Source organism: Vibrio sinensis, assembly GCF_003605645.1.
GTDB classification, from domain to species: Bacteria; Pseudomonadota; Gammaproteobacteria; order Enterobacterales; family Vibrionaceae; genus Vibrio; species Vibrio sinensis.
Map to the genome: position 1 here is coordinate 205,479 of NZ_QVMU01000002.1, position 25,860 is coordinate 231,338.

The window sequence follows — 25,860 nt, forward strand, 5'->3', positions numbered from 1 at the left end:
GGCAATCCGTAACGCCATTAAGTAATTTACAAGAAGCTTTTGCCATAATCCATCGGAGATGTAGCAAAGTAACTAGCTAAAGTCTGGCCGATATCAGCAAATGTATCACGCAAGCCTAATGAGCCTGCTGGTACTTTCTGTCCGTAAACAATCACTGGGATATGTTCGCGAGTATGATCAGTACCTTGCCATGTTGGATCGCAACCATGGTCTGCAGTTAGAATCAGAATGTCATCTTCTTGCATCAATTCAAGCACTTCATTGATACGTCCATCGAAGTATTCAAGTGCCGCAGCATAACCTGCAACATCACGGCGGTGGCCGTAAGCAGAGTCAAAATCGACAAAGTTGGTAAATACGATCGTATTGTCACCAGCCTCTTTGATCTGCTCTAGCGTTGCTTCGAATAGTGCTGGAATACCTGTCGCTTTTACTTTCTTGGTGATACCACAATTTGCGTAAATATCAGCAATTTTACCGATAGAAACAACATTACCTTGCTTCTCTTCAACCAGTTTTTGTAAAACGGTTGCCGCTGGCGGCTCAACAGAAAGATCACGACGGTTACCCGTACGTTCGAACTGACCTTTACCAGGGCCAATAAACGGACGTGCAATAACGCGTCCAATGTTGTAATCCGCTAATTCTTCACGCGCAATTTGGCATAGTTCTAGTAGACGATCTAAGCCAAATGTCTCTTCATGACAAGCTATTTGGAACACTGAGTCTGCTGAAGTATAGAAAATTGGCAGACCGGTTTTCATATGTTCTTCACCAAGATCGTCGAGTACTTGTGTACCCGATGCATGACAGTTACCTAAGTAACCATCGAGTCCTGCGCGAGCAAGAATGCGATCAGTCAACTCTTTCGGGAAGCTGTTGGTTTTATCAGTGAAATAACCCCAATCAAACAGCACTGGTACACCTGCAATTTCCCAGTGGCCTGATGGTGTATCTTTACCAGACGATAATTCAGCAGCGTGGCCGTAAGCACCAATGATTTCCACATCACTTTCAAGACCAGCAGCAAAGCTACCCGTTGATTCTTTATGCGCCATCGCAAGGCCTAGCTTAGATAAGTTTGGCAGTTTTAGTGCTCCGCTACGATCAGCATTGTCTGCTAACCCATTTGCACACTGCTCAGCGATATGACCCATGGTGTCTGCGCCAACATCACCAAACTGCGCAGCATCTGCCGTTTCACCAATACCAAATGAATCTAGGACTAAAATAAATGCTCTTTTCATTACTCGTTCCTCAGGCCCACTTGGAATTCGTTGTTATTAAGTAGGCCTTAATTAAATTTAAACGTCTTCAGCGCGAATTTGACAATATACGTTTGGCGTTGGTGTGTACTCTCCGCCAATTTGAATTGCATTGCGCAGTGCTTTCGCCGCTTCTTGCCACTGCTCTTCAGAGCGGGCATGAATCACAGCTAGAGGTTTACTCTCATCAGCGACTTCGCCTAAACGAATAAACTGATCAAAGCCAACAGCGTAATCAATTTCATCAGTCGCAACTCGGCGACCACCACCCATAGAGACAACAGCCATACCAATTGCACGAGTATCCATCGCAGATACAACTCCGCTTTGCTCAGCAAAAACAGGTTTAATGATTTCAGCTTTATCTAGGTAGTTATCGTAATTTGCAACGAAGTCAGCAGGGCCACCAAGACCCGCGACCATCTTACCAAAGCACTCAGCTGCTTTACCGTTGTCCAGTACTTCCATCAGTTTAGCATTAGCTTCTTCGCTATCTTTAGCGAGCTTAGCGAGTACTAACATTTCAGCACAAGAAGCTAGCGTTACTTCAAGCAGGCGAGGATTGCGATATTCGCCAGTCAAGAAGCGAACAGCCTCACGAACTTCAACGGCATTACCCGCAGATGAAGCCAATACTTGGTTCATGTCCGTTAAAATGGCAGTCGTTTTAGTGCCAGCACCGTTAGCAACAGCAACGATCGATTTTGCTAATTCTTCTGATGCTTCGTACGTTGGCATAAATGCGCCAGAGCCGACTTTGACATCCATCACTAGAGATTCAAGGCCTGCCGCCAATTTCTTAGATAGAATGGATGCCGTGATCAACGAGATGTTATCGACGGTTGCTGTAATATCGCGAGTCGCGTAAACACGCTTATCAGCAGGCGCTAAGTCGCCTGTTTGACCAATAATCGCTACGCCTGCGTCTTTCGTCACTTGACCAAAGACGTCGTTGGTTGGGGTAATGTTATAACCAGGAATCGCTTCAAGCTTATCCAGTGTACCGCCAGTGTGGCCAAGACCACGACCTGAGATCATAGGAACAAAACCGCCACATGCTGCCACCATTGGGCCAAGCATTAATGAGGTAACGTCGCCAACACCACCCGTTGAATGTTTATCAACAATTGGACCACCAAAATTCATGTGGCTCCAGTCAATCACCATACCTGAATCACGCATCGCACACGTAAGGGCGATACGTTCTGGCATAGTCATTTCGTTGAAAAAAATTGTCATAGCAAACGCAGCAATCTGACCTTCAGAAACGGTATTGTTTGCTACGCCTTGAATAAAGAAGTTGATCTCGTCAGCGGTTAGCACTTCGCCATCACGCTTTTTACGAATGATCTCTTGAGGTAAATACATTAGATCCTCCCAAACTCATTCCGAGTAAGGTTGTAAGGTAAAGAAGTAGAGACAGGACGGCGTTCTACCGACCTATCTTAATTCAGACATCAACTGATTTGGTCAGTCATACCCTAAATAGTTGGCGTTGCAGCTAGGCGACAAGTAAGTTCATTCCAATGAACATAGACAACTATGTGATTAGGATGAACTTACGAAGTCAACAACGCTGCAGCGTCAAATATGACGGGTATATTAGTAAGCTGTAGGGTCAGCTTTCTCGTCTGTCACTTCTAATGTATTAAGTAAGCTAGTTAGTAGGCTTGATGCACCAAAACGGTAGTGGCGAGCATCAACCCAGTTGTCACCTAAAATATCATCAGCCATTGCTAGGTAAGCTTGTGCGTCTTCAGCAGTACGCACACCACCAGCAGGTTTGAAACCAACAGTTTGAGCAACGCCCATGTCACGAATCACTTCTAGCATCATACGTGCATATTCAGGAGTTGCGTTAACTGGCACTTTACCTGTTGATGTTTTAATAAAGTCAGCACCTGCTTCAATACAGATTTGTGATGCTTGTTTAATAAGTGCTTCTTCTTTTAGCTCACCTGTTTCGATGATGACTTTAAGAAGAACGTTTTCACCACATGCTGCTTTACATTGCTTAACTAACTCAAAGCCAACTTCCGCATTACCTGCGATAAGCGCACGGTATGGGAATACCACGTCCACTTCATCTGCACCGTATGCAACAGCTGCTTTTGTTTCCGCTACTGCGATTTCGATATCATCGTTACCGTGAGGGAAGTTTGTTACTGTCGCGATACGTACTTCTGGCGTACCTTGTTCACGAAGTGTCTTCTTAGCAATAGGAATAAAGCGAGGGTAGATACAGATCGCAGCTGTGTTACCTACTGCCGTTTTTGCATCGTGGCAAAGTGAAATCACTTTCGCGTCTGTGTCGTCATCATTTAGCGTCGTTAAATCCATTAGTTGAAGTGCACGTAACGCTGCTGCTTTTAAATCGCTCATTTCTATCTCCGATCAGTATTCAAAAATGTGACTGTTTCTTTGCCTTTTTAGTATAGGTAGAGAAAGCAGTTATTGATGAACGGACTTGGTTCCTTGAAGACTCGGTGGCAAACAGCGAATCTGCCCCCAATTGCTATCCTTGTCACCGCACAGTACCAGTTTGGCCTATGGCACAACAATCTATGATTGCAGTGTCTTTAATACCATATAGTGAAGTAAAACGCTTGTTCTACTTGCTCTATAAGGTGCTTTGGGTCATTGATTGACCCATCAGTGAAAATCCATCGCGAAGCTGAATTCATTTCAGCCAAAATCGCTTTGATGGCTACTACATTATCGACATTCGCGTTGAAACTGTAGTGCCACAGAGAACGCAAACGGTTTGTATCTCAAAAAAACATGTCGAACTTTTATGCCACTCACCACCAGTAAACAAAGGTGAGGCATTTATGTCAGCTCAAACAAAAATGCCCCGCAGCAATCTTGCTACAGGGCATAATTTTACGTGGCGTCTATATTATCGGGCTCGAATTACATGCCAGATAGGCTTAGACAGAAGCCTGCAATTGTTGCTGCCATCAAGTTAGATAATGTACCAGCAAGAACCGCTTTAAGACCCATACGCGCAATGTCACCGCGACGGCTAGGAGCAAGAGAACCTAGACCACCTAGTAGAATCGCGATAGAAGAAAGGTTCGCGAAACCACACAATGCAAATGAGATGATTGCTACAGTCTTAGCTGATAGCTCACCCATTACTGGAGTGAAGTTCAAGTAAGCAACGAATTCATTGATAACCAGTTTTTGACCGATAAATGAACCAGCTGTAATCGCTTCTTCCCATGGCACACCGATTAGGAATGCAAGTGGAGCAAAAACATAACCCAAGATTAGCTGTAGTGTTAGGTCAGGCATACCGAACCAATCACCGATGCCACCAAGCATACCGTTTACTAGTGCAATTAGACCAACGAATGCAATAAGCATTGCACCTACGTTTAGTGCTAGTTGTAGACCAGCTGCTGCGCCGCCTGCTGCTGCATCGATAACGTTAGCAGGTTTATCATCACCACCAGCAAGAGCATCTTCGATGTCTTCTTGAGGTTTGTCAGTTTCTGGGTAAAGAATCTTAGCGAAAAGTAGGCCACCTGGTGCTGCCATGAATGACGCTGCAACTAGGTACTCTAGAGGAACACCCATTGATGCGTAACCAGCTAGTACACCACCAGCAACTGATGCCAAACCACCACACATTACTGCGAATAGTTCAGATTGAGTCATCTTAGGAACAAACGGGCGAACCACTAGAGGTGCTTCTGTTTGACCTACGAAGATGTTTGCTGCTGCAGACATAGATTCAGCACGAGAAGTGCCTAGTGCTTTTTGAAGAGCACCACCAAGAATGCGAATAACCCATTGCATCGCGCCAATGTAGTAAAGCACCGAGATTAGAGCAGAGAAGAAGATTAGAGTCGGTAGTACTTTGAAAGCAAAAATGAAGCCGATGCCTTCAACCGAGAAGTTAACTAGGTTACCGAATAGGAAAGCGATACCTTCGTTACCGTAGTTGATAACGTTAGAAACACCTTGTGAAAAACCGTTCAAAAGATCACGGCCCCATGGTACGTACAGAACGAATGCACCAAGGATAAATTGGATAGCGAATGCGCCACCCACTGTTCTAATATTGATAGCTTTGCGGTTAGATGAGAATGCGACTGCGATTGCAAGAAGCACGACCATACCGACTAGGCTCATAAACAGGCTCATAGTTTATGACTTCCTTATAAGTTATTTGTTGGCGTGTTACAAAATGGAACTCGAAAAAGCGCCGAGGATTATACAAATCCCCTAGATTAAAAATAGTACCCGATTCACATTTCTAACTAAAGAACATAGGGTGTACACACACTATTGTGACAGCGATCACACATAGCAAACGTTAACGCGTGATTTTAAACATAAAAACAACCAAATAACACTATATTTGCAACGCGTTATAAGTGTTATTTCTCAGTTTCTGCGCAATCGTTTGCTCTGTTTCACTCCGTAATGTGATCAAGGTAGATAGTACCTCATTCAAGAACTTAGGTTCATTAACTGTCCCTTGATAACCATTCAGTGGCATATCTGGCGCATCCGTTTCCAATAATAGACGTTCTAACGGTAAACGGCTCACTGCCATGCGCGTTTTATTGGCTCTTGGATAAGTGATCGTTCCTCCAATGCCTAGCCAGAGACCACATTTAATGAATTCCATCCCTTGCTCATAGCTACCAGAAAAACCGTGTAATACTCCCCCTTTAGGTAAAGGGTGGCGTTTTAATATTTGAATTAATTCATTATGCGCTTTACGAACATGCAAAAGCACTGGTAACTCGAAGCGTTGAGCCATTTTTAATTGAGCTTCCAACACCATGAACTGTAATTTTTCATTTTCCCTCCCCTGATAAAAATCGAGCCCACACTCTCCTATCGCAATACAGCCATGACTATGCAATAACGAATCTTCAATGCGCACTTCTAACTCAGGTAAAGCATCGATACTGTGTGAGTCTATAAACAAAGGATGTATCCCAAAAGTACAATGGACTGGTGGAAACTGTTTTGCCAATTGAGCGACCACTGGCCAATTTTCAGGAGAAACGCCAGGGACGACAAACTGCTCGATACCAACATCCATAGCCGATTTGATCGCGGTATTGATACCCACCCCGCGTTGAGCCATTAAGTCCAAATGACAATGTGTGTCGCAAAGTAACAAACTCTTATTCCTTCCATTATTGTTAATTACAAATACTCAATGTATCCACAACAAACACCCTCGTCACAATTATGACTTAACCTTGAGCAACGGTAACGTTTTCTCTTGATATGTTTCACATTTCTACCCCTCTCACAGGTTTCCATTCGCTTAGGCAAACGATAAAATGAACAATTACTGGTCATACTTGTTTGTCTAAAGTTTGTCCCGCCGTGGTTTATATAGCTAAGGGATGTTTTTCATATTTGTTAACAGCATGAAAACTCAAACGGCTTCTGCTCTCGTATTTAGCACTACTAAGGAACTGATAGTGAAAAAACAAATTCTTCAACTTTCAACATTGGCCATCGCCATTGCTTCATTCAATGTCATCGCTGCAAAACCCGCTGTAGTTTACGATACCGCTGGTAAATTTGATAAATCATTCAATGAGGCGGTTTATCAAAATGGCGTGAAAGTTTACAACGCAGATAAAGGCATTACTGTACGTGAATTTGAACCTCAAAATGAGGCTCAACGTGAGCAAGGCCTACGTCGTTTAGCAAATCGTGGCTTTACCCCTATCGTAGCCGTTGGCTTCAATATGGCTTCAGCGGTCGAAAAAGTCGCGACGGAATTTCCTGATATTCAATTCACTATCATCGACATGGTCGTTGATAAACCAAATGTTCAATCCATTGTATTTAAAGAACATGAGGGATCTTTCCTTGTTGGCGCATTAGCCGCCAAAGCATCAGCAAATGGAAAGGTCGGCTTTATTGGCGGCATGGATATCCCACTGATTCGTAAATTCGAATGTGGCTATCGTCAAGGTGCAAAATACGCCAACCCACAAATTGAAACATTCCAAAATATGACAGGCTCTACGCCAGCAGCCTTTGCCGACCCAGCCAAAGGTTCTGAATTGGCTAAATCACAATTCTCTAAAGGTGTTGATGTTATCTATGCTGCTGCCGGTGGCACTGGTATGGGCGTCTACCAAGCAGCAAAAGATGCGAATAAATTCGCGATTGGTGTGGATTCAAACCAAAACCATCTCCAACCTGGAACCATGTTGACTTCTATGGTTAAGAAAGTAGGCGTCGCTGCATACAACTCTTGGGAAGAAGCTGAAAAAGGAACATGGCAGGCAGGAATCAAAGTTCTAGGCCTTAAAGAGGGTGCGGTTGAATGGTCTTATGATGAATTTAACCAAGATCTCATTAACGAAGAAGCCAAAGCTTACTTAGATAGCATTCAGTCCGACATCATTAACGGAAAAATTGCGGTTCACGATTACATGTCAAATAACTCATGTGATATTTAATCACATCGTCCTTTCCGGATAACACCCGACTTCACTTCGATGTCGGCTATTTCTGCTACTAGACATGCGCCGCTGCTCCAGCAGCGGCGCTTAATTATCTAAATAAGGCGCTATTCCGTGAGACAAGCACAAGTTAATGCAATTGAACTGCACAACATCGATAAACGGTTTGGTCATATTCATGCTAATCGCGATATCGACTTAAAAGTGCCCAAAGGAACAATTCACGGCATTATTGGGGAAAATGGGGCCGGAAAATCGACTCTAATGAGTATTATCTATGGCTTTTATCACGCTGATTCAGGCTCAATGCTGGTCGATGGTACCCCTTACAAGCCGAGCAATTCACAAGAAGCGATTCAAGCTGGGATTGGTATGGTTCACCAACACTTCATGTTAGTGGATACCTTTACTGTTCTGGAGAACATAATTCTAGGCGCTGAAAACGGCTGGAAGCTCAGTGATACGTTATCCCATGCTCGAAAAAAACTGGCTGCGCTTGCCACAGATTACGGACTCGATGTCCCTCTCGATACACAAGTTGGCCGTCTCCCCGTTGGTCTTCAGCAGCGTGTTGAAATTTTAAAAGCGTTATATCGAGGGGCAAAAGTACTAATACTCGATGAGCCCACTGGCGTGCTCACACCACAAGAAGCTGATCACCTATTCCTTATCCTCGATAAACTCCGTGCTCAAGGCACAACCATCATGATCATTACTCACAAGTTACGTGAAGTATTAGCGATTACTGATAATGTTTCCGTTATGCGCCAAGGAGCAATGGTGTCGCATGTCGTGACGGCGAATACAAACAAAGAACAACTTGCAGAATTGATGGTCGGAAGAAAAGTCCGCTTAAAAGTCGATAAGCAAACTGCGAATCCCAAAAAAGAGCTGATTCGTGTGAATGAACTTCAATATTTCGATGCCGCTGGTGTTGAACGGGTCAAAAGTATTAAATTTTCGGTTCATCAAGGGGAAGTCGTCGGTATTGCTGGCGTTTCAGGTAACGGCCAATCTGAAATTCTTGGCTTGCTATCTGGCATCTTAAAACCCTATTCAGGACAAATTCAGCTTAATGGCCACCAGATAGACGCAACTTCACCATTCGACCCACAACAAATTCGAGCCATTGGTATCAGCCATATTCCAGAAGATCGACATAAACAAGGGTTAATCAATAAATTTGAAGCCCAAGAAGCATTCATTCTCGGTCATCACCACTTACCTCAATACAACCATGGCTTACTGCAAAACAAAGCCGCCATTGTAGAAGCCTGTCAACGCAGTATGGATAAATGGGATGTCAGGCCTAACGATCCCACCCTTAAAACCGCTAACTTCTCTGGTGGTAACCAACAGAAATTAGTGATTGCTCGTGAAATGGAACAAAACCCCGACGTGTTACTGGTTGGTCAACCGACACGAGGAGTCGATATTGGTGCTATCGAATACATTCACCAACAGATTATCGCCGCCCGCGATGCCGATAAAGCTGTTTTATTAGTCTCAGTTGAGCTTGATGAAATTCTCAGTCTGTCTGACCGTATCTTGGTGGTATTTGATGGGTCTATCGTTGGCGAAGTCAATATCAACGATGCCGATGAAAAAACGCTGGGCTTGATGATGGCGAATATCATGCCGGAACATTTAACAGGAAAAGATGCACAAGGAGCGCCTCAATGAGCCAAGCAAAAGTGCCCGCTTGGGTAACAATGGCATTATTGCCCGCCATCAATGTGTTAATCGCATTTTTAGTTTCAGCTTTGCTGTTTATCTATATCGATATTAATCCTATCGATGCAGCTAAAGTGATGTGGGTTGGAGCATTTGGCTACGCTGAGGGGTTTGGCTACACGCTCTATTACGCTACCGGTTTTATTTTTACAGGTCTTGCTGTCGCCATTGCCTTTCATGCAGGTCTATTTAACATCGGAGGTGAAGGACAAGCCTATATTGGAGGGTTAGGCGTCGGCTTAGTCTGCTTAACATTAGGTGAATACGCCTCTTGGTGGATTGTTTTTCCTGTCGCCATCCTAGTCGGAGGCCTATTTGGCGCGGCATGGGCATTTATTCCCGCTTACCTGCAAGCAAAGCGTGGTTCGCATATCGTTATCACGACCATCATGTTTAACTTTATCGCCGCCTCTCTCATGGCTTACTTGCTGGTTGATGTGCTCAAACCAGATAACACCATGGCGACAGAAAGCAGAGTCTTTGCAGTGAGTAGCTGGTTACCAAAAATGCATGAAATACTAGCTATATTTGGTATCGAGGTAGCCAAAAGCCCTCTTAATTTAAGCTTCTTTTTTGCTTTATTGTGCTGTCTCTTTGTTTGGTTATTGATGTGGCATTCACGTTGGGGATACGAAATTCGTGCCGTGGGTGCAAACCCATCAGCCGCCAGCTATGCCGGCATCAAATACGTCAAAGTTATTGTACTGACTATGCTGATTTCAGGGATGTTAGCCGGATTCTTTGGACTCAATGTACTGCAAGGCGAATTACACCAAATCAAACTTAATTTCGTTGAGGGCTTTGGCTTTACGGGGATTGCCGTTGCACTTATGGGGCGCAATCATCCCATTGGCGTTCTATTGGCTAGTTTATTATTTGGTTTCCTCTATCAGGGTGGGGCCGAGCTCAGTTTTGAGTATGGGGTCGACCGCAATATTGTCGTGGTATTGCAAGGCTTAGTTATTTTGTTTTCCGGTGCGCTAGAACACATGTTCCGCCCTCACCTTGAACGGGCTTATCTCAAACTATTCAGTCAGCAGCAACAACCTACTGAACAAGGAGCCTAACTATGTTTGAAACCATTATTTTAATGCTTGATGCCACAATTCGTGTCGCGACGCCGCTGATCCTTGCTGCATTAGCCGGTATGTTCTGCGAACGTGCTGGTATTGTAAATATTGCATTGGAGGGGAAATTACTAGCGGCGGCATTTGTCGGCGCAGCAACAGCGCATGTAACCGGCTCTGCTTGGCTAGGCCTGCTTGGGGGAATTGGAATTTCGATTCTACTCTCGCTGCTACATGGTTTTGCCTCAATCACCCATCGAGGCGATCAAGTAGTCAGCGGCATGGCCATCAATATTCTTGCGGTTGGTCTAACCATTACACTAGGAAGACACTGGTTTCATCAGGGTGGCCAGACACCCGCACTCTCAGGTGATGCTCGCTTTGCGCCTATCACCTTGCCCGGTGCAGATGCGCTTGCTGATATCCCTTTCATCGGTTTGATTTATTCTGAACTGATCAGTGGCCACTCCATGCTGGTGTATTTGCTCATCCTCATTGTCCCAGCGACTTGGTATTTAATGTTCAAAACCCGCTTTGGCTTGCGTCTTAGAGCGGTGGGAGAATCACCATCAGCGGTGGATACGGCCGGTATTTCTGTCGCCCGTATGCGCTACTCCGCCGTTATTATTTGTGGAGTTTTAGTTGGTATTGGAGGGGTATATTTATCCGTCGCACATACGGCACAATTCATTCCAAATATGAGTGCTGGTAAAGGTTACATGGCACTGGCCGCACTTATTTTTGGTAAATGGCGTCCATTTACGGCAATGGGGGCCTGTCTGTTATTTGGTTTCTTAGATGCGTTAGCAATTCGCATGCAAGGAGTATCGATTGGTGACTTCCCAATACCAGTTCAAGCGATCGAAGCCATCCCTTATGTTCTCACGGTATTTTTGCTCGCCGGTTTTATCGGGCAAGCCATTGCTCCAAAAGCGATTGGCGTCCCTTATACAAAAGAACGCGAGTAAACTAGGCTATCTAGCCAGAATAAACGCCGTACAACGCTCTCAGCGGCGCTAAAACAAAAAAAGGAAGCAGGTAGTCCTGTTTCCTTTTTTATCGCCGCTAGTAAGCACTCATCAAGTATTTTGTGATCAAAACCTATACTGGGCCTTTATGATTCGTCTTCTCGACGATAAGGCACACAACTTCGTTTTTGTTCAACCGTCAATCCCATCGAATGGCACCACGCATCATATTTTTGAATCCAACGTTTCAAAATGGCAAACATAATCAACCTCGCTGTTCATTGTGTCGGCAAAAACGATCAATTCTGATTATTGCTCTTCTCGTTTAAATACAAGCTCTGTCGGTGACGATTCTTCTTCGACAAAATAGTAACCCGCACTATCAAACTGAGTAAGATCCGCAACACTGTCGATACGGTTTTCAATAATGTACCTGGCCATCATGCCTCGAGCTTTCTTTGCGTAGAAACTGATCACTTTATATTGACCATTTTTACAATCTTTAAAGACTGGCGTGACAATTTGAGCATCTAATAACTTCGGTTTTACCGCTTTAAAATACTCGTTCGATGCTAAGTTTATTAAAACATTATCACCTTGGGCTTCAATCGCTGCATTGAGCTTTTCAGTGATTGTGCTACCCCAAAATTGATAGAGGTTACTCCCCTGCTCGTTCGCCAGTTTTGTACCCATTTCGAGACGATAAGGCTGCATCAAATCGAGAGGCTTAAGTAAGCCATACAATCCAGACAGCATGCGTAAATGTTTTTGCGCATACTCAAAATCAGCATCAGATAAGGTTTGAGCATCTAGCCCAGTATAAACATCACCTTTAAAAGCCAAGATAGCCTGACGAGCATTCTCTGTTGTGAATTCTTCACTCCACTGCTCAAAACGCGCTACATTTAAACTGGCGATCTTATCACTCACTTTCATCAAACTTGCAATATCTGCCGGCGTTAACTGACGGCACACATCAATAAGTTGCTTTGAATAGTCAACCAATTCTGGCTGAGTAAACTTTTGCGTCGCAAGAGGAGATTCATAATCCAGAGTCTTAGCTGGAGAAACAACAATTAACATGGCAGTCACTCAATCCTTTATTTTTTTATCCAAACCATAAACTCTCGACGATACGCACTGAGTTACTTGGTTATATTTTTATAGGGTACAAAAAAAGCCATGCATTGTCTGCATGGCTTTACACATCATACCCATAGGTAAGAACGATTAAGACTTATCTTGGTTATACCAAATGCCTTCTTCAAGCTGAGATTTCAACTCAGGATAATCATTGGCATCAAACGTTGGCACTTTACCCTCAGAAAGCTGACGGTTGTAGTCTTTCGCCAGCTTAATAACTGTCCCGGACAACAAGATAATCGCAATAAGGTTGACGATCGCCATCATACCCATTGATACATCCGCTAACGCCCATACTGTAGGAAGAGACGCTAGGGCACCAAACATAACCATACCAAGCACGATAAAGCGGAAAAGACCAAGGCCTGCTTTATGATTATGCTCTAAGAAAATCAAATTGGTTTCTGCGTATGAGTAGTTGGCAATGATAGAAGTAAAAGCGAAGAAGAAAATCGCCACTGCTACAAAGACACTACCCCAATGACCAACCTGAGAGCTTAACGCAGCTTGGGTCAATTCAATCCCGGTCAATTCACCATGTGGTACGTATTCGCCTGACATTAAAATGATCGCGACAGTAGCCGAACAGATCACGATAGTATCCATAAACACACCTAGCATCTGAACATAGCCTTGAGATGCAGGGTGAGGTGGATACGGTGTTGCTGAAGCTGCAGCATTAGGTGCAGAACCCATACCAGCTTCGTTTGAGAACAAACCACGTTTGATACCGTTAATCATCGCTTGTGCAATCGCATAACCTAAGCCACCAGCAGCCGCTTCTTGTAAACCAAATGCACTTTTGAAAATAAGCATCAAAATAGACGGCAGCTTCTCGATATTCATTACCATCACTGATAACGCAAGTAGCAAGTATGCCAAAGCCATAATAGGTACGATCAATTCAGCGACGCGTGCAATACGCTTAATACCACCAAAAATAACGATCGCCGACATGATAACAACAGCAATACCGACATAAAGATCGCTCCAACCAAATGCATTGTGCATAGCATTAGCGATTGAGTTAGCTTGAACTGCGTTAAATACCAAACCAAAGGCGATGATAAGGAAAATGGAGAATAGAACGCCCATCCAGCGCATACCCAAGCCTTTTTCCATGTAATAAGCTGGGCCACCACGATAGTTGCCATCATCATCTTTGGTTTTGTATAACTGGGCTAATGTACTTTCTGCGAACGACGTTGCCATACCTAGCATCGCAATCAACCACATCCAGAAGATTGCACCCGGACCACCAGCGGTCAGTGCAACCGCAACACCTGCCATGTTACCTGTGCCAACACGGGCTGCAAGGCTGGTACAAAGCGCTTGAAAAGAAGAAATACCAGCGTTATCAGCTTTACGACTGTTTTTTAGCACGGAGAACATATGACCAAAGTGGCGGAACTGGATAAAACCGAGTCGAACCGTAAAGTAAATCCCAACACCGACAAGCAGATAAACTAGAATGGAACCCCAAAGCAGGTCATTCATTAAATTAATTAAGTCTGTCATAACATCCTCATAGTGAGTTTCTGGCTGATCTGTGCTTCCTAGCCATCCATCTAGCTGCCCTACTAAGTGTCAACAAGCTTAGTATTTATGTTCTGATTATGTGCAGCTGAGATCTGTAAAATACGCATCAATGCTTCCATTTTACGTATCAGCACTTTTTTGACCGGCTGGATAATGCAGCGAAGAATAGCAAAAATCAATATGCATTAGGATGCATTTTGATGTTATTTTTCACTATAAAGTCACCAGAAATTAACACACCAACAAACAAAAACACCACACAACCAGCACAATAATATCGAAAGTTAACAACATTCAAAAATCGACAATCGGAATAAAAACAACATACTCTAAATTTGCCGACACACCTTACGCCATCAGCATTTGCTACTAACGAAGACATTACAAATGTCCTAACCATAATGTTAATAGCTAACAGAGCATTGCACACCCTAGGTTACGTAAATTGTTGCTGTTTTTTTATCCACCCAGTTAACATTCAGAAAAACCAAATTTTCTTACTTAACTTCAAACGAATGCTGTTTTTTTAACCTGTAGCACTGCTTTTATGTGAACTCAATTTGCAAATCGCCATGAAAACGTCATCGAATCGCAACAAATGAGAAACGAATCAAAGATACTCTTCTCGTGCAATGGTATTTAATCAACTCCCCCTTTGTTAATTGCCTTAAAGGAGTGAATGGCAGTTTACCCTAAAACTATGGTTGGCTAAGTTGGTGGAGATCAGCGACACCGTTCGATTCTAGAATTGAACACCAATGTAAAACTAAGAATCCACGTTAAGAATCCACGTTGCGTACCTAAAAATGAGCATCATTAGCGGAGCGTGATTTAGCAACAAAATAGATAATTAGAAGAGGTAGCATATGGATGGCTTTAACTATGAAGATATTTTGGAAATGGACACCCGAAAGATACGCGCTAGTCGTTCAAAACCAGTAAAGCGTCGCTGGCGTGAAATAGAAGCAATAAAGGATCGTCAACGCCTTCAACGTGAACTGAAAGATATGGATATCGGCTTAGACGACTTCACTGAATTTGAACTATAAATGAAATTTGATTAAATCAATAAAAAGAGGCTTAAGGCCTCTTTTTTAATGCATTTCTGTCACTAAGAAACTTCATCGTCAGCGATACGAACCCTTTGAGCTAGCTGTATATATTGTTCTGCTATCGTTTCGCCAAAAACAGGATCGTCTTCACTCGCACTATATTGACTCTCAACCGTTTGCCAATCTTCTACGGTAAATTGTTGACATATAAGTGGCAGAACTTTTCTTTCTTCAAGCTGTAAATGCTTTCTCTGGGCACTAAGAAAATCTTCCAATTGATTCAAAAAAAGATCTCTTGGTACGACTGCATCTTTCAAAATCATCTCTACAACATCTAAAAATGCATGAGTTTTGATAGAAAGCTCTTGATGTTCTAATTCGAGGTTCTCAATCTCTTGTTGCTCACCATAATGGGCGAGATAGTAGTGGTAGAGAAGATCTTCTTTAGGGTGATGGACTCGCTCCGAATGATCCCCTAAATAATCGACGATTTCCTTTATAAGGCTGTAGTTGATGCTCTGTCCCTGCTTCAAATTAGCCACTTTATTTTCCAATATAGCCAACAAGCGAATCATGTACCCATGTTCACGTCTAATTCGATCTATCATCATTGCGCTTCTCCTTAAACACCTACACTTTATAAGTGTATATAATCTGGAGTGAAAGCGCCTTGAAACTCATCAGAAAACTAAGATCTTATCGTGACACCATCAAAGGTAGATGCCAATCAATAGGTTTAAGATTTTGTTTTTCAAGACATTGGTTAGCTAAAGAAAAGTGCTTACAACCGAAAAAACCACGATGAGCGGACAATGGCGATGGATGAGGAGCATGTAATATATGATGCTTCGATGTATCGATAAGGCGGCCTTTTTTCTGTGCGTGCGCCCCCCACAATAAAAAAACCACACCAGAGCGATGAGTATTAATCGCCTCAATCATCCTGTCAGTAAAAGTCTCCCAGCCACTCTTAGCATGAGAATGGGCTTTGCCTTGCTCTACCGTCAACACTGTATTTAGCAACAATACCCCTTGTGAGGCCCACTCTTGCAAGTAGCCATGAGTTGGTATCTGAAAACCATCTATATCACTAGCAAGTTCTTTGTACATATTGGCAAGTGAAGGCGGAACCTTTACCCCAGGAAGAACAGAAAAACTTAAACCATGGGCTTGATGAGGACCGTGATACGGATCTTGGCCGAGAATGACAACTTTCGTATCAGAAAAAGCCGTCATTTCAAACGCGGTAAAAACTTCATTTTGTGGCGGAAAGATTGTTTTTCCAGATGCACGCTCTTGCTCAATAAAGCTCAAGGTGCGCTGGAAATATTCTTGCTGTTTTTCTTCGCCAATCAAGGCTTCCCAAGTTAGTGACTGCATTGCTGATAGTTCCATTTCAATAAAGGCGAGAGCTATTCGTCGCTTGATAAAGGAATTGTCGCAAAAAAAAACACTGGAACAAAGTACTAGGAGAGAATCCCCTCCTAATACTTATAATAGTGAGCACTAATCTGGTGGTTAAATAGGATCAGTGCTTTTGAGGTGTTCTATGGTAACCAGGGCCGAGAATATGGCGATTTGGCATAGGTAAACGAACTGGGCGAGCGGGCGTAGAACTATGAGCGTTGAGCATAGGGCATCCTTTTCTTTGATTTAGACAACGTCAATCATGAAATTTTGATGCCACTTTTATATCAGCTCTTGAAAAACGTTTTTCAGACCACCAGCTAGAAACCACAAAATATTAGTGGTTATTTATCTAAGTAGTGATTTTGCTTGCAAAAATCACCACTTATTAGCGATAAAAACTTCAATGCTACATAACATTAGTTTTAGTGATAACTCTAAAGTACCTTTCATGCCCGTAACTGCTCTTACATATCATGTGCTTTACGTCTAACCGCTTTTATACACTATTATTTATGCATCACTATCAGATAGGGCTTGCTGATGAAATTGACGCAATTGCTTGATTTCTTCAGGCCATAACTCCGGTTCAATTGTTTCTAAAATCAGTGGGATACCATCAAAGCGAGGATCTTTCGCTATATATTCAAAACATGCCCAACCTATTTCACCTTTACCTAATGCATGATGACGATCGACACGAGAATCTAACTTCACTTTTGAATCATTGATGTGCATTGCACGCAAATAATGCATTCCAACAATACGGTCAAACTCTGCAAAAGTATGATCACACGCCTCTTTTGTCCGTAAATCATACCCAGCGGAAAAGGTATGGCAGGTATCAAGACATACACCGACACGCTCTTTATCTTCAACTTGCTCAATTATTTCTGCAAGGTGTTCAAATTTCCAACCAAGATTGCTGCCTTGTCCTGCGGTGTTCTCAATAACCGCAATAACATTAGGAACAGCTTTATGCGCGAGATTAATAGACTCTGCGATCGTTGCCAAACATTGCTGTTCGGAAATTTTGTTCAAATGACTGCCCGGGTGAAAGTTCAACAAGGTCAAACCGAGTTGCTCACAACGAGCCATTTCATCAATAAATGCAGCGCGAGATTTAAGCAATTTTTCTTCTTCCGGCGCACCTAAATTGATCAAATAAGAATCATGTGGGAGGATTTGTTCCGTACCAAAACCAAGCATTTGACAGTTTGCTTTAAAAGCACTGATCGTGCTCGCCTCTAAAGGCTTTGCCGCCCATTGACGTTGATTTTTAGTAAATAAGGCAAACGCATTCGCGCCAATTTCTCTGGCTCTCATTGGGGCTTGATCAACGCCACCAGCGGCCGACACATGGGCACCAATAAACTTTATTCTAGATTCATTCTTCATTTTATCTCTTCATATTTTCTGTCATAACACTGAGCACGACCCAGACCAGATTTGATGCTATTTTAACCACTAAATGTTGTAAAATTACAACATTTACCCCTGTTAACTATTTTTTATTTTATCAAATATTTTGTAACTACGATGTTTTCAAACGGTTTATTGATTTAACTCAATAAAATCACCTTGAAAAAAATGCGGTTTTTAGTTGTTTTTTGACCTAAATCAATATTATCATATCGAACATTGGCTATATAATAACTAGCTCAACAAAAATTCGAAAATTAACACCAATAAAACCACTTAAGTGGACTAGGAGATAGTGATGATCCAAGGTATTCAAATTACTAAAGCAGCTAACGACGACCTACTAAACTCAATCTGGCTACTAGATAGCGAGAAAAATGAAGCACGTTGTGTTGCTGCAGCGACTGCTTTCGAAGCAGACCAAGTTGTTGCTATCAGCGACCTAGGCGAATACGAAAGCCGTGAAGTAGCAATTGAAATGGCTCCACGCATTGAAGGTGGTCAACACCTAAACGTGAACGTACTTCGTCGTGAAACTCTAGAAGACGCAGTTAAGCACCCAGAGAACTACCCACAGCTAACAATCCGCGTTTCGGGTTACGCTGTACGTTTTAACTCTCTAACAACAGAACAGCAAAAAGACGTTATCGCACGTACTTTTACTGAGTCTCTATAATTTTAATTGCCGTTAAGGCAACGAAAATTAACTCCTAATTTAGAAAGCAGGCGAATGCCTGCTTTCCCTATTTTTGTCAGCATAAAACTGACGAAATTCTATCCCAAATGGCAATAAAAAAAACAATCCATTGGGATCTCTGATAGTACAGTATGACTTGTGATCTTTAATCCACAGAGCTGTGTTTCACCACTCTTGTCGAAAATAAATCTTGTTCATTACTCGCTCTATTTGTCGCTCAATCACACTTTCGGCAAACCATTTGAAAAAATGGGACGCAAAGCTTCCGGTCTAACGATGGTCATCATCTACGATAGCGGGGCCGCCACTTGCTCATTATCGAACAAGTGTTGTGGATGTTTATCAAGCCAACTTGATAAACAGACTTTCGCATGCGCCGAGGTGGGACTTTTAGTCAACCTTATAAAGGAACATGTGATGAAATCACTGCCAAATAAAACTCTACTGGCGCTTTCTCTGACTGCGCTAAGTACTCAAGTAGCAGCTCACGGCTACGTTTCTGAATTCGACGGTGGTATCGCTGGCAGCCGCGCTGCGCTATGTAAATATCCAACCGCCGATACCAATGAAAAAAACACCAACTGTGGTGCTATTCAATATGAACCACAAAGTGTTGAAGGCCCTGAAGGCTTTCCTGAAGCTGGTCCTGCTGATGGTAAAATAGCGAGTGCACAATCTGCACTTGCGACTGCACTTGATGAGCAAACAGCAGATCGCTGGGTAAAACGCCCGATGACAGCTGGTTTACAAAACTTTGAGTGGACGTTTACCGCAAACCATATCACTCGTGACTGGAAATATTACATTACCAAGCCCAACTGGAACTCTAATCAAGTCCTTTCACGTGACTCTTTTGACCTCAATCCTTTTTGTGTAATCGATGGCAACATGGTGCAACCACCGAAGCAAGTTAGCCACGAATGTAATGTACCTGAACGTGAGGGCTACCATGTGATCCTCGCCGTATGGGATGTGGGCGATACTGCGGCTGCTTTTTACAACGTAATTGACGTTAAGTTTGATGGTCAAGGTCCTGTTGTTCCTGAGTGGAGTCAAGCAGGTCAAATTAATCCGACAATGACTCTTAACATCGGCGATAAAGTGTTTACTCGCGTATTCGACAAAGCGGGTGAAAACAGTACTTACCGCACTGAGTTAACCATTAATAATCAAAGCCTAACGCAAGCGAAAAACTGGTCGCATGCACTGGCAACTAAAATCAACCAAGAGCAAGCTTCAATCAAAGCAGGCCAGTACAACGACGACAAATTTACGCCAGCATACGGTACCAATCCTGTTTATCTTCAAGCGGGCAGCGGTTTAGAGCGTGTTGAAATTGGTTACCAGATTGAAACACCAGAGCCAGAGTACTCTTTAACAGTTGATGGTCTTGAGACTGAGTACACAATGACAGAACAAGCAACCGAACTGAATCTGACGCTAGCAGCAGAAGGTGATATTGAAGCTGAACTTACTGTTTACAATCATGGCCGTGAAGCACTCGCAAGTTGGAATGGTAAACTGACTGATGGTCAATACCTACCAGTATCAATGACATTATCTAAATCAGAGCAAGGTCATCACATTCTGGTAAACCGTATTAAAGATCAAGCTGGTAATCTCATTGATCAGGTTAACTATGATTTCCATCTAGTTAAAGCGCAAACACCGCCACCAGCTGGCGAGTATGAGTTTGTTTTCCCTGAGAATGTTAAGAGCTACACCGCGGGTACAAAAGTATTGGCCAGCGATGGTCAGATCTACCAATGTAAGCCATTCCCGTACTCCGGTTACTGCTCACAATGGACAGAGACAGCAACTCACTACACTCCAGCAACAGGTTCTCACTGGACAATGGCTTGGGACAAAGTGAACTAATACCAATCAGAGTTGTTAACCCAATTTAAGATTGATACATAGCATCAAAACGGCACCCATAATGGGTGCCGTTTTTTATGTGCATTATGTTAAGAGTTGAGTTAGATTGAAATAATCATTCCACTTTGTCATTGATTAGCATGTTATTGGAAGGCATTGAAACACTGATCACTTTAAGCACAGCCAAGACAATGAGCCGAACGGGTAGTTTGCTTTATATCAGTCAGTCAGCTGTAAGCAAGCGAATCACTAATTTAGAAAATAAGCTCGGTAAAAAATTGGTTGAACCAGATGGGCGCCACATAAAACTTACTGCTGATGCACTCGCTTTAATCGAAAATATAGGGCCAAGTTTTAATGAATTACGCGGTTTAATGTTCGACCAGCAAACCTTGCAAGATGATTCAATTATCCGCATTGATTGCTCTGAAACACTGGTTGCTGGCTATTTAAGTGAAGTGATGAGCCACCATTTTCAAATGGACCCTTATATTACTATCACTACCAACCATACTCCTCGAATCGTAGAGCATGTGCAGTCTGGTAAAGCGACGATTGGCTTTTGTGCGGGTCATCTCCCTCCACACCACGGACTACATACTGTACATCTATTTGATGAGCCTTTCTTTGTGATCAGTAAAACACACCTGACTTCCATACCCTCTCACTTGATCACCAACGATCTAAACAACCCAGCCAATACTTATCAATTCGCTATTCTCGAAAAACTCGGAATTGTGCCATTAATGGAAATGGATTCTTACGTAGCAAGTGCTCAGCTCGCGCTCGCTGGCGTCGCACCTGCTATTATTCCAAAATCAATCGTCAACACACTCAACATCGATGCCCAATATTGCTTCGAATTTGTCGAGTTACAACCGTTATTCCGACCAATTCACCTCTGTACTCGGGCCAACACTTCTCGAAATCCTAGAGTTAAAAAATTGATAGCAGCCATTGTTGATGCTGCTCCCAAAGTAATTTCATCGCCATCAACATCGACATCGTGATCACCAATGGGCGAATCCATTTTTGCCCTTTGGTTACGACTACTTTCGCTCCAAACTGTGCTCCAATAAAGCCACCAACCGCCATGACTAGGCCAATTTCCCATATCGGTAAACCCGCGATAATAAAGAAAATCAATGCTGCTATATTGGAAGTAAAATTAAGAACTTTAGTTCTCGCTGTCGCATCGACCAATGAAAAATTTGCAATCGCCACAAAACAGACAGTAAAAATCGAGCCCGTACCTGGACCAAAAAATCCATCATAGAAACCGACACCGCCACCAATACTTAAAGCAAAAGCCGCCTCTGACATTTTAGCTTGATCTTGATTTTTCTTTGTTTGCGGAGCGAGTAAAAAATACGTAGAGATACCGATAAGAAGTAGCGGAATCAAACTGGTTAAAATACTAGCATCAATATGTTGAACCGCTTCTGCACCAATAGCTGAACCAATAAAAGTACAAACAATCGCTAAACGCATCTCTTTTAGGCTTACAATGCCATTGCGAACAAAATACCAACTCGCTGAAAAACTGCCGAACGAACTTTGTAGTTTATTGGTCGCTAAAGCTTGAGTAGGAGGCACACCTGCCGCTAATAATGCAGGAAGAGTCAACAAACCACCGCCACCAGCCATTGCATCAATAAATCCCGCCACGCTCGCGACTGCAAACAAAATTGCTAATATTTCGAAAGAAAGATCCATGTCCTTTCCATATCTAAGTTATTGTTCTGCACAAGCTATCACTATTTTTTTTCAAGAGCTAACGAAAACCAAGACATTAATCTATTCCAATTATTCATCAGTAAAAACACATTTGTTGATGACCATTGTTTGGGTTACTTCAACTCTCAATAGATAAAAAAACCCACTCATTAGAGTGGGCTTCGTTATTTTCATGATTTTTCACTACAGTGTAAGTGTCGAATCAAGCACTACTTCGACTTACACGTAGATCTAAGTAAGTTCTTAGTTATGCTTCTAAGCTTGCTTTCACTTTTGCATGCAATTCTTGAACAGAAGTTACTGTTGTTTTTGCATCCGCAGTGTGAGCCATACAAGTAGCAAATGCCGCATTTAGCGTTGTGGTGTAGTTCACTTTCTCAGCAAGAGCACCACGACGAAGTACTTTTGAATCTTCGATTGCTTGACGACCTGCAGCTGTATTTACAATGTAGGTGTACTCATTGTTTTTGATTCGGTCAAGAATATGAGGACGACCTTCATGTACCTTGTTAACCAAGCGTGGGTTGATACCCGCTTCACCAAGGATAACGGCTGTACCGTGAGTCGCATCTAACTGGTAACCAAGCTTAATTAGCTTAGAAGCCAAATCAACAACACGCTCTTTATCACCTTCGCGAACAGAGAGTAATGCTCGACCACCTTCTGGGTAAACATGGCCACAACCTAGTTCTGCTTTTGCATACGCTTCAGCAAACGTGGCACCAACACCCATTACCTCACCTGTAGAACGCATTTCTGGGCCTAACAGAGGGTCAACACCAGGGAACTTATTAAATGGCAACACCACTTCTTTCACTGAGTAATAAGGTGGAATAATCTCTTTGGTAAAGCCTTGCGACTCTAGAGATTGACCAGCCATTACACGCGCTGCGATTTTCGCAATTGGAGCACCTGTTGCTTTTGATACAAATGGAACCGTACGAGCAGCACGAGGGTTAACTTCAATTAGGTATACTTGATTATCTTTAACCGCAAACTGCGTATTCATCAAACCACGAACACCCAGTTCGAATGCCAGTTTCTCAACTTGCTCACGCATCACATCTTGAATTTCTTGACTTAGCGTATAAGCAGGAAGAGAACATGCTGAATCACCAGAGTGAACACCCGCTTGCTCAATATGCTCCATGATGCCGCCGATAACGACACGTTCACCGTCACAAATTGCATCAACATCCACTTCAATTGCATCATCTAAGAAGCTATCGAGTAGTACTGGGGATTCATTTGATACGCTTACAGCTTCATTGAAGTAACGACGTAAGTCTTGCTCATCGTAAACGATTTCCATCGCACGACCACCAAGAACATAAGATGGACGTACAACAAGTGGGAAGCCAATTTCACGAGATTTCTCGATAGCTTGTTCCATTGTCGTTACTGTCGCGTTTTGTGGTTGTAACAGACCTAAACGGTCAACTGCAACTTGGAAACGCTCACGGTCTTCTGCACGGTCAATCGCATCTGGACTCGTACCAATGATTGGTACACCAGCCGCTTCTAGTGCGCGCGCCAGTTTAAGAGGTGTTTGACCACCGTACTGAACGATAACGCCTTTTGGCTTCTCTACACGTGCAATCGCAAGTACATCTTCCAGAGTTACTGGCTCAAAGTACAAACGGTCAGACGTATCGTAGTCTGTAGAAACAGTCTCAGGGTTACAGTTTACCATGATGGTTTCATAACCATCTTCACGAAGTGCTAGTGAAGCGTGAACACAACAGTAGTCAAATTCAATACCTTGGCCGATACGGTTTGGACCGCCACCTAGGATCATGATTTTTTCTTTGTCTGTTGGGTTTGCTTCACACTCTTCATCGTACGTTGAGTACATGTAAGCTGTATCTGAAGAGAACTCAGCTGCACAAGTATCTACACGCTTGTACACTGGGTGAATATCGAATTGGTCACGTAGACGACGAATTTCACTTTCAGCTACACCAAGAATCTTAGATAAACGCGCATCGGCAAAACCTTTACGCTTAAGCTTATTCAATACATCTTTGTTTAAGCCAGCAAAACCGTTTGCTCTAACTTCTTCTTCTAACTTAACGATATCTTCAATTTGAACAAGGAACCAACGGTCGATTTGCGTTAAGTTGAATACACCATCAACTGACATTCCCGCACGGAATGCGTCAGCGATATACCAAATACGCTCTGAACCTGCTTCTTTCAATTCATGACGAATCTTAGTCAAAGCATCTGGCGCATCTAGGTCAACCATCTCATCAAAACCAGTCGCACCCACTTCTAAACCGCGTAATGCTTTTTGCAATGATTCTTGTTGGTTACGACCAATAGCCATCACTTCGCCAACCGATTTCATTTGCGTAGTTAGACGATCGTTAGCACCAACAAATTTCTCGAAGTTAAAACGAGGAATCTTTGTCACAACGTAGTCGATAGTTGGTTCAAATGATGCTGGAGTTGCGCCACCTGTGATGTCATTCATTAGCTCATCAAGAGTAAAGCCAACCGCCAGTTTCGCTGCCACTTTAGCAATAGGGAAACCTGTTGCTTTTGATGCCAAAGCAGAAGAGCGAGATACACGAGGGTTCATCTCGATGATAACCATACGGCCATCTTTCGGGTTAATACCAAACTGTACGTTCGAACCACCTGTCTCAACACCGATTTCACGTAGCACAGCTAGCGATGCGTTACGCATCAATTGGTATTCTTTATCTGTCAGCGTTTGCGCTGGAGCCACTGTGATAGAGTCACCAGTGTGAATACCCATCGGGTCAAAGTTTTCAATCGCACAGACGATGATGCAGTTGTCGTTTTTGTCACGAACAACTTCCATCTCGTACTCTTTCCAACCAATCAATGATTCATCGATAAGAAGTTCATTCGTTGGAGATAAATCCAAACCTCGGCGACAGATTTCTTCAAATTCTTCTTTGTTATATGCAATACCGCCACCCGTACCACCCATGGTGAACGATGGACGAATGATACAAGGGAAGCCAACCATCTCTTGAACTTTGTAAGCTTCTTCCATGGATTTTGCTGTATCAGCCGTTGGACACTCAAGACCAATCGACTTCATCGCTTTATCAAAACGAGAACGGTCTTCTGCTTTATCAATCGCATCAGCCGTTGCACCAATCATCTCTACGCCAAACTCAGCAAGAACACCATGTTTCTCTAGGTCTAGTGCACAGTTCAGCGCGGTTTGGCCGCCCATTGTAGGCAGTACCGCATCTGGACGCTCTTTTTCGATGATCTTGCGTACTACTTCCCACTGAATAGGTTCGATGTAAGTTGCATCGGCCATCTCTGGGTCAGTCATAATCGTTGCAGGGTTTGAGTTAACAAGGATAACTCGGTAACCCTCTTCACGTAGGGCTTTACACGCTTGTGCGCCAGAGTAGTCAAACTCACATGCCTGACCGATTACAATCGGACCAGCACCAAGAATTAGAATACTTTGAATGTCAGTACGTTTTGGCATTATCTACTACTCCGA

General features: G+C 43.1%; 21 protein-coding genes and 1 riboswitch. Of the genes, 8 read left to right on the forward strand and 13 right to left on the reverse strand.

Annotation, left to right across the window (positions count from 1 at the left end; translation table 11 throughout):
- Positions 1–26 precede the first annotated feature (26 nt).
- The 5 genes from DZ860_RS04420 to DZ860_RS04440 form a co-directional block, all read right to left on the reverse strand.
- Complete coding sequence (locus DZ860_RS04420) at positions 27–1,247, reverse strand: phosphopentomutase (protein ID WP_120029712.1); 1,221 nt, start codon at positions 1,245–1,247, stop codon at positions 27–29.
- A 57-nt stretch (positions 1,248–1,304) separates the two neighbouring features.
- Positions 1,305–2,633, reverse strand: a complete 1,329-nt coding sequence (gene deoA / locus DZ860_RS04425) for a thymidine phosphorylase (protein ID WP_120029713.1) — start codon at positions 2,631–2,633, stop codon at positions 1,305–1,307.
- 234 nt (positions 2,634–2,867) lie between these two features.
- The gene (gene deoC / locus DZ860_RS04430; protein WP_120029714.1) at positions 2,868–3,647 is read right to left on the reverse strand and encodes a deoxyribose-phosphate aldolase; all 780 of its coding nucleotides are present in this window, start codon (positions 3,645–3,647) and stop codon (positions 2,868–2,870) included.
- 531 nt (positions 3,648–4,178) lie between these two features.
- Positions 4,179–5,417, reverse strand: a complete 1,239-nt coding sequence (locus DZ860_RS04435) for a NupC/NupG family nucleoside CNT transporter (protein ID WP_120029715.1) — start codon at positions 5,415–5,417, stop codon at positions 4,179–4,181.
- A gap of 211 nt (positions 5,418–5,628) precedes the next feature.
- Positions 5,629–6,438 carry a TatD family hydrolase gene (locus tag DZ860_RS04440; RefSeq protein ID WP_279386828.1) on the reverse strand — a complete coding sequence of 270 codons (810 nt, stop codon included), beginning with the start codon at positions 6,436–6,438 and terminating at the stop codon, positions 5,629–5,631.
- A gap of 283 nt (positions 6,439–6,721) precedes the next feature.
- Between DZ860_RS04440 and DZ860_RS04445 the strand changes: the two genes are divergently transcribed.
- From DZ860_RS04445 to DZ860_RS04460, 4 genes are all read left to right on the forward strand, one after another.
- The gene (locus DZ860_RS04445) at positions 6,722–7,717 is read left to right on the forward strand and encodes a BMP family lipoprotein (RefSeq protein WP_243641805.1); all 996 of its coding nucleotides are present in this window, start codon (positions 6,722–6,724) and stop codon (positions 7,715–7,717) included.
- 117 nt (positions 7,718–7,834) lie between these two features.
- A complete protein-coding gene (locus DZ860_RS04450; protein WP_120029718.1) occupies positions 7,835–9,403 on the forward strand; it encodes an ABC transporter ATP-binding protein in 1,569 nt (522 codons plus the stop codon).
- Complete coding sequence (locus DZ860_RS04455) at positions 9,400–10,521, forward strand: ABC transporter permease (protein WP_120029719.1); 1,122 nt, start codon at positions 9,400–9,402, stop codon at positions 10,519–10,521. The genes DZ860_RS04450 and DZ860_RS04455 overlap by 4 nt, the downstream gene beginning before the upstream one ends.
- A gap of 2 nt (positions 10,522–10,523) precedes the next feature.
- Positions 10,524–11,489, forward strand: coding sequence for an ABC transporter permease (locus tag DZ860_RS04460; RefSeq protein WP_120029720.1), 966 nt, complete (start codon positions 10,524–10,526; stop codon positions 11,487–11,489).
- A 146-nt stretch (positions 11,490–11,635) separates the two neighbouring features.
- Here the strand turns inward: DZ860_RS04460 and DZ860_RS24380 are convergent, their stop codons facing one another.
- The 3 genes from DZ860_RS24380 to DZ860_RS04470 form a co-directional block, all read right to left on the reverse strand.
- Entirely contained in the window at positions 11,636–11,752 is a 117-nt protein-coding gene (locus DZ860_RS24380; protein ID WP_165862847.1) for a DUF5363 family protein, read from the reverse strand.
- Between the two features lie 46 nt (positions 11,753–11,798).
- The gene (gene yaaA / locus DZ860_RS04465; RefSeq protein ID WP_120029721.1) at positions 11,799–12,572 is read right to left on the reverse strand and encodes a peroxide stress protein YaaA; all 774 of its coding nucleotides are present in this window, start codon (positions 12,570–12,572) and stop codon (positions 11,799–11,801) included.
- Between the two features lie 147 nt (positions 12,573–12,719).
- A complete protein-coding gene (locus DZ860_RS04470) occupies positions 12,720–14,150 on the reverse strand; it encodes an alanine/glycine:cation symporter family protein (protein ID WP_120029722.1) in 1,431 nt (476 codons plus the stop codon).
- 887 nt (positions 14,151–15,037) lie between these two features.
- On the opposite strand from DZ860_RS04470, the gene DZ860_RS04475 reads away from it, so the two are divergent.
- Positions 15,038–15,220 carry a DUF3545 family protein gene (locus DZ860_RS04475; RefSeq protein WP_120029723.1) on the forward strand — a complete coding sequence of 61 codons (183 nt, stop codon included), beginning with the start codon at positions 15,038–15,040 and terminating at the stop codon, positions 15,218–15,220.
- Between the two features lie 62 nt (positions 15,221–15,282).
- Here DZ860_RS04475 and DZ860_RS04480 read toward each other — a convergent pair whose 3' ends face one another.
- The 3 genes from DZ860_RS04480 to nfo form a co-directional block, all read right to left on the reverse strand.
- On the reverse strand, positions 15,283–15,834 hold the full coding sequence (locus tag DZ860_RS04480; protein ID WP_120029724.1) for a hemerythrin domain-containing protein: 552 nt from the start codon (positions 15,832–15,834) through the stop codon (positions 15,283–15,285).
- 85 nt (positions 15,835–15,919) lie between these two features.
- Complete coding sequence (gene ung / locus DZ860_RS04485; protein WP_120029725.1) at positions 15,920–16,603, reverse strand: uracil-DNA glycosylase; 684 nt, start codon at positions 16,601–16,603, stop codon at positions 15,920–15,922.
- Between the two features lie 540 nt (positions 16,604–17,143).
- Positions 17,144–18,028 carry a deoxyribonuclease IV gene (gene nfo, locus DZ860_RS04490; protein ID WP_120029726.1) on the reverse strand — a complete coding sequence of 295 codons (885 nt, stop codon included), beginning with the start codon at positions 18,026–18,028 and terminating at the stop codon, positions 17,144–17,146.
- A gap of 322 nt (positions 18,029–18,350) precedes the next feature.
- Between nfo and grcA the strand changes: the two genes are divergently transcribed.
- From grcA to DZ860_RS04505, 3 genes are all read left to right on the forward strand, one after another.
- Positions 18,351–18,728, forward strand: a complete 378-nt coding sequence (gene grcA / locus DZ860_RS04495) for an autonomous glycyl radical cofactor GrcA (RefSeq protein ID WP_120029727.1) — start codon at positions 18,351–18,353, stop codon at positions 18,726–18,728.
- Positions 18,729–18,970: 242 nt separating this feature from the next.
- Positions 18,971–19,058: riboswitch (cyclic di-GMP riboswitch) on the forward strand.
- 108 nt (positions 19,059–19,166) lie between these two features.
- Positions 19,167–20,627, forward strand: coding sequence for an N-acetylglucosamine-binding protein GbpA (gene gbpA, locus DZ860_RS04500; RefSeq protein ID WP_120029728.1), 1,461 nt, complete (start codon positions 19,167–19,169; stop codon positions 20,625–20,627).
- Positions 20,628–20,767: 140 nt separating this feature from the next.
- Complete coding sequence (locus DZ860_RS04505) at positions 20,768–21,637, forward strand: LysR family transcriptional regulator (RefSeq protein WP_120029729.1); 870 nt, start codon at positions 20,768–20,770, stop codon at positions 21,635–21,637.
- Here DZ860_RS04505 and DZ860_RS04510 read toward each other — a convergent pair.
- Positions 21,564–22,343 carry a TSUP family transporter gene (locus DZ860_RS04510; RefSeq protein WP_120029730.1) on the reverse strand — a complete coding sequence of 260 codons (780 nt, stop codon included), beginning with the start codon at positions 22,341–22,343 and terminating at the stop codon, positions 21,564–21,566. The genes DZ860_RS04505 and DZ860_RS04510 overlap by 74 nt on opposite strands.
- A gap of 268 nt (positions 22,344–22,611) precedes the next feature.
- Positions 22,612–25,845: a carbamoyl-phosphate synthase large subunit gene (carB, locus tag DZ860_RS04515; protein ID WP_120029731.1), complete on the reverse strand. Its 3,234-nt coding sequence runs from the start codon at positions 25,843–25,845 to the stop codon at positions 22,612–22,614.
- Positions 25,846–25,860 lie beyond the last annotated feature (15 nt).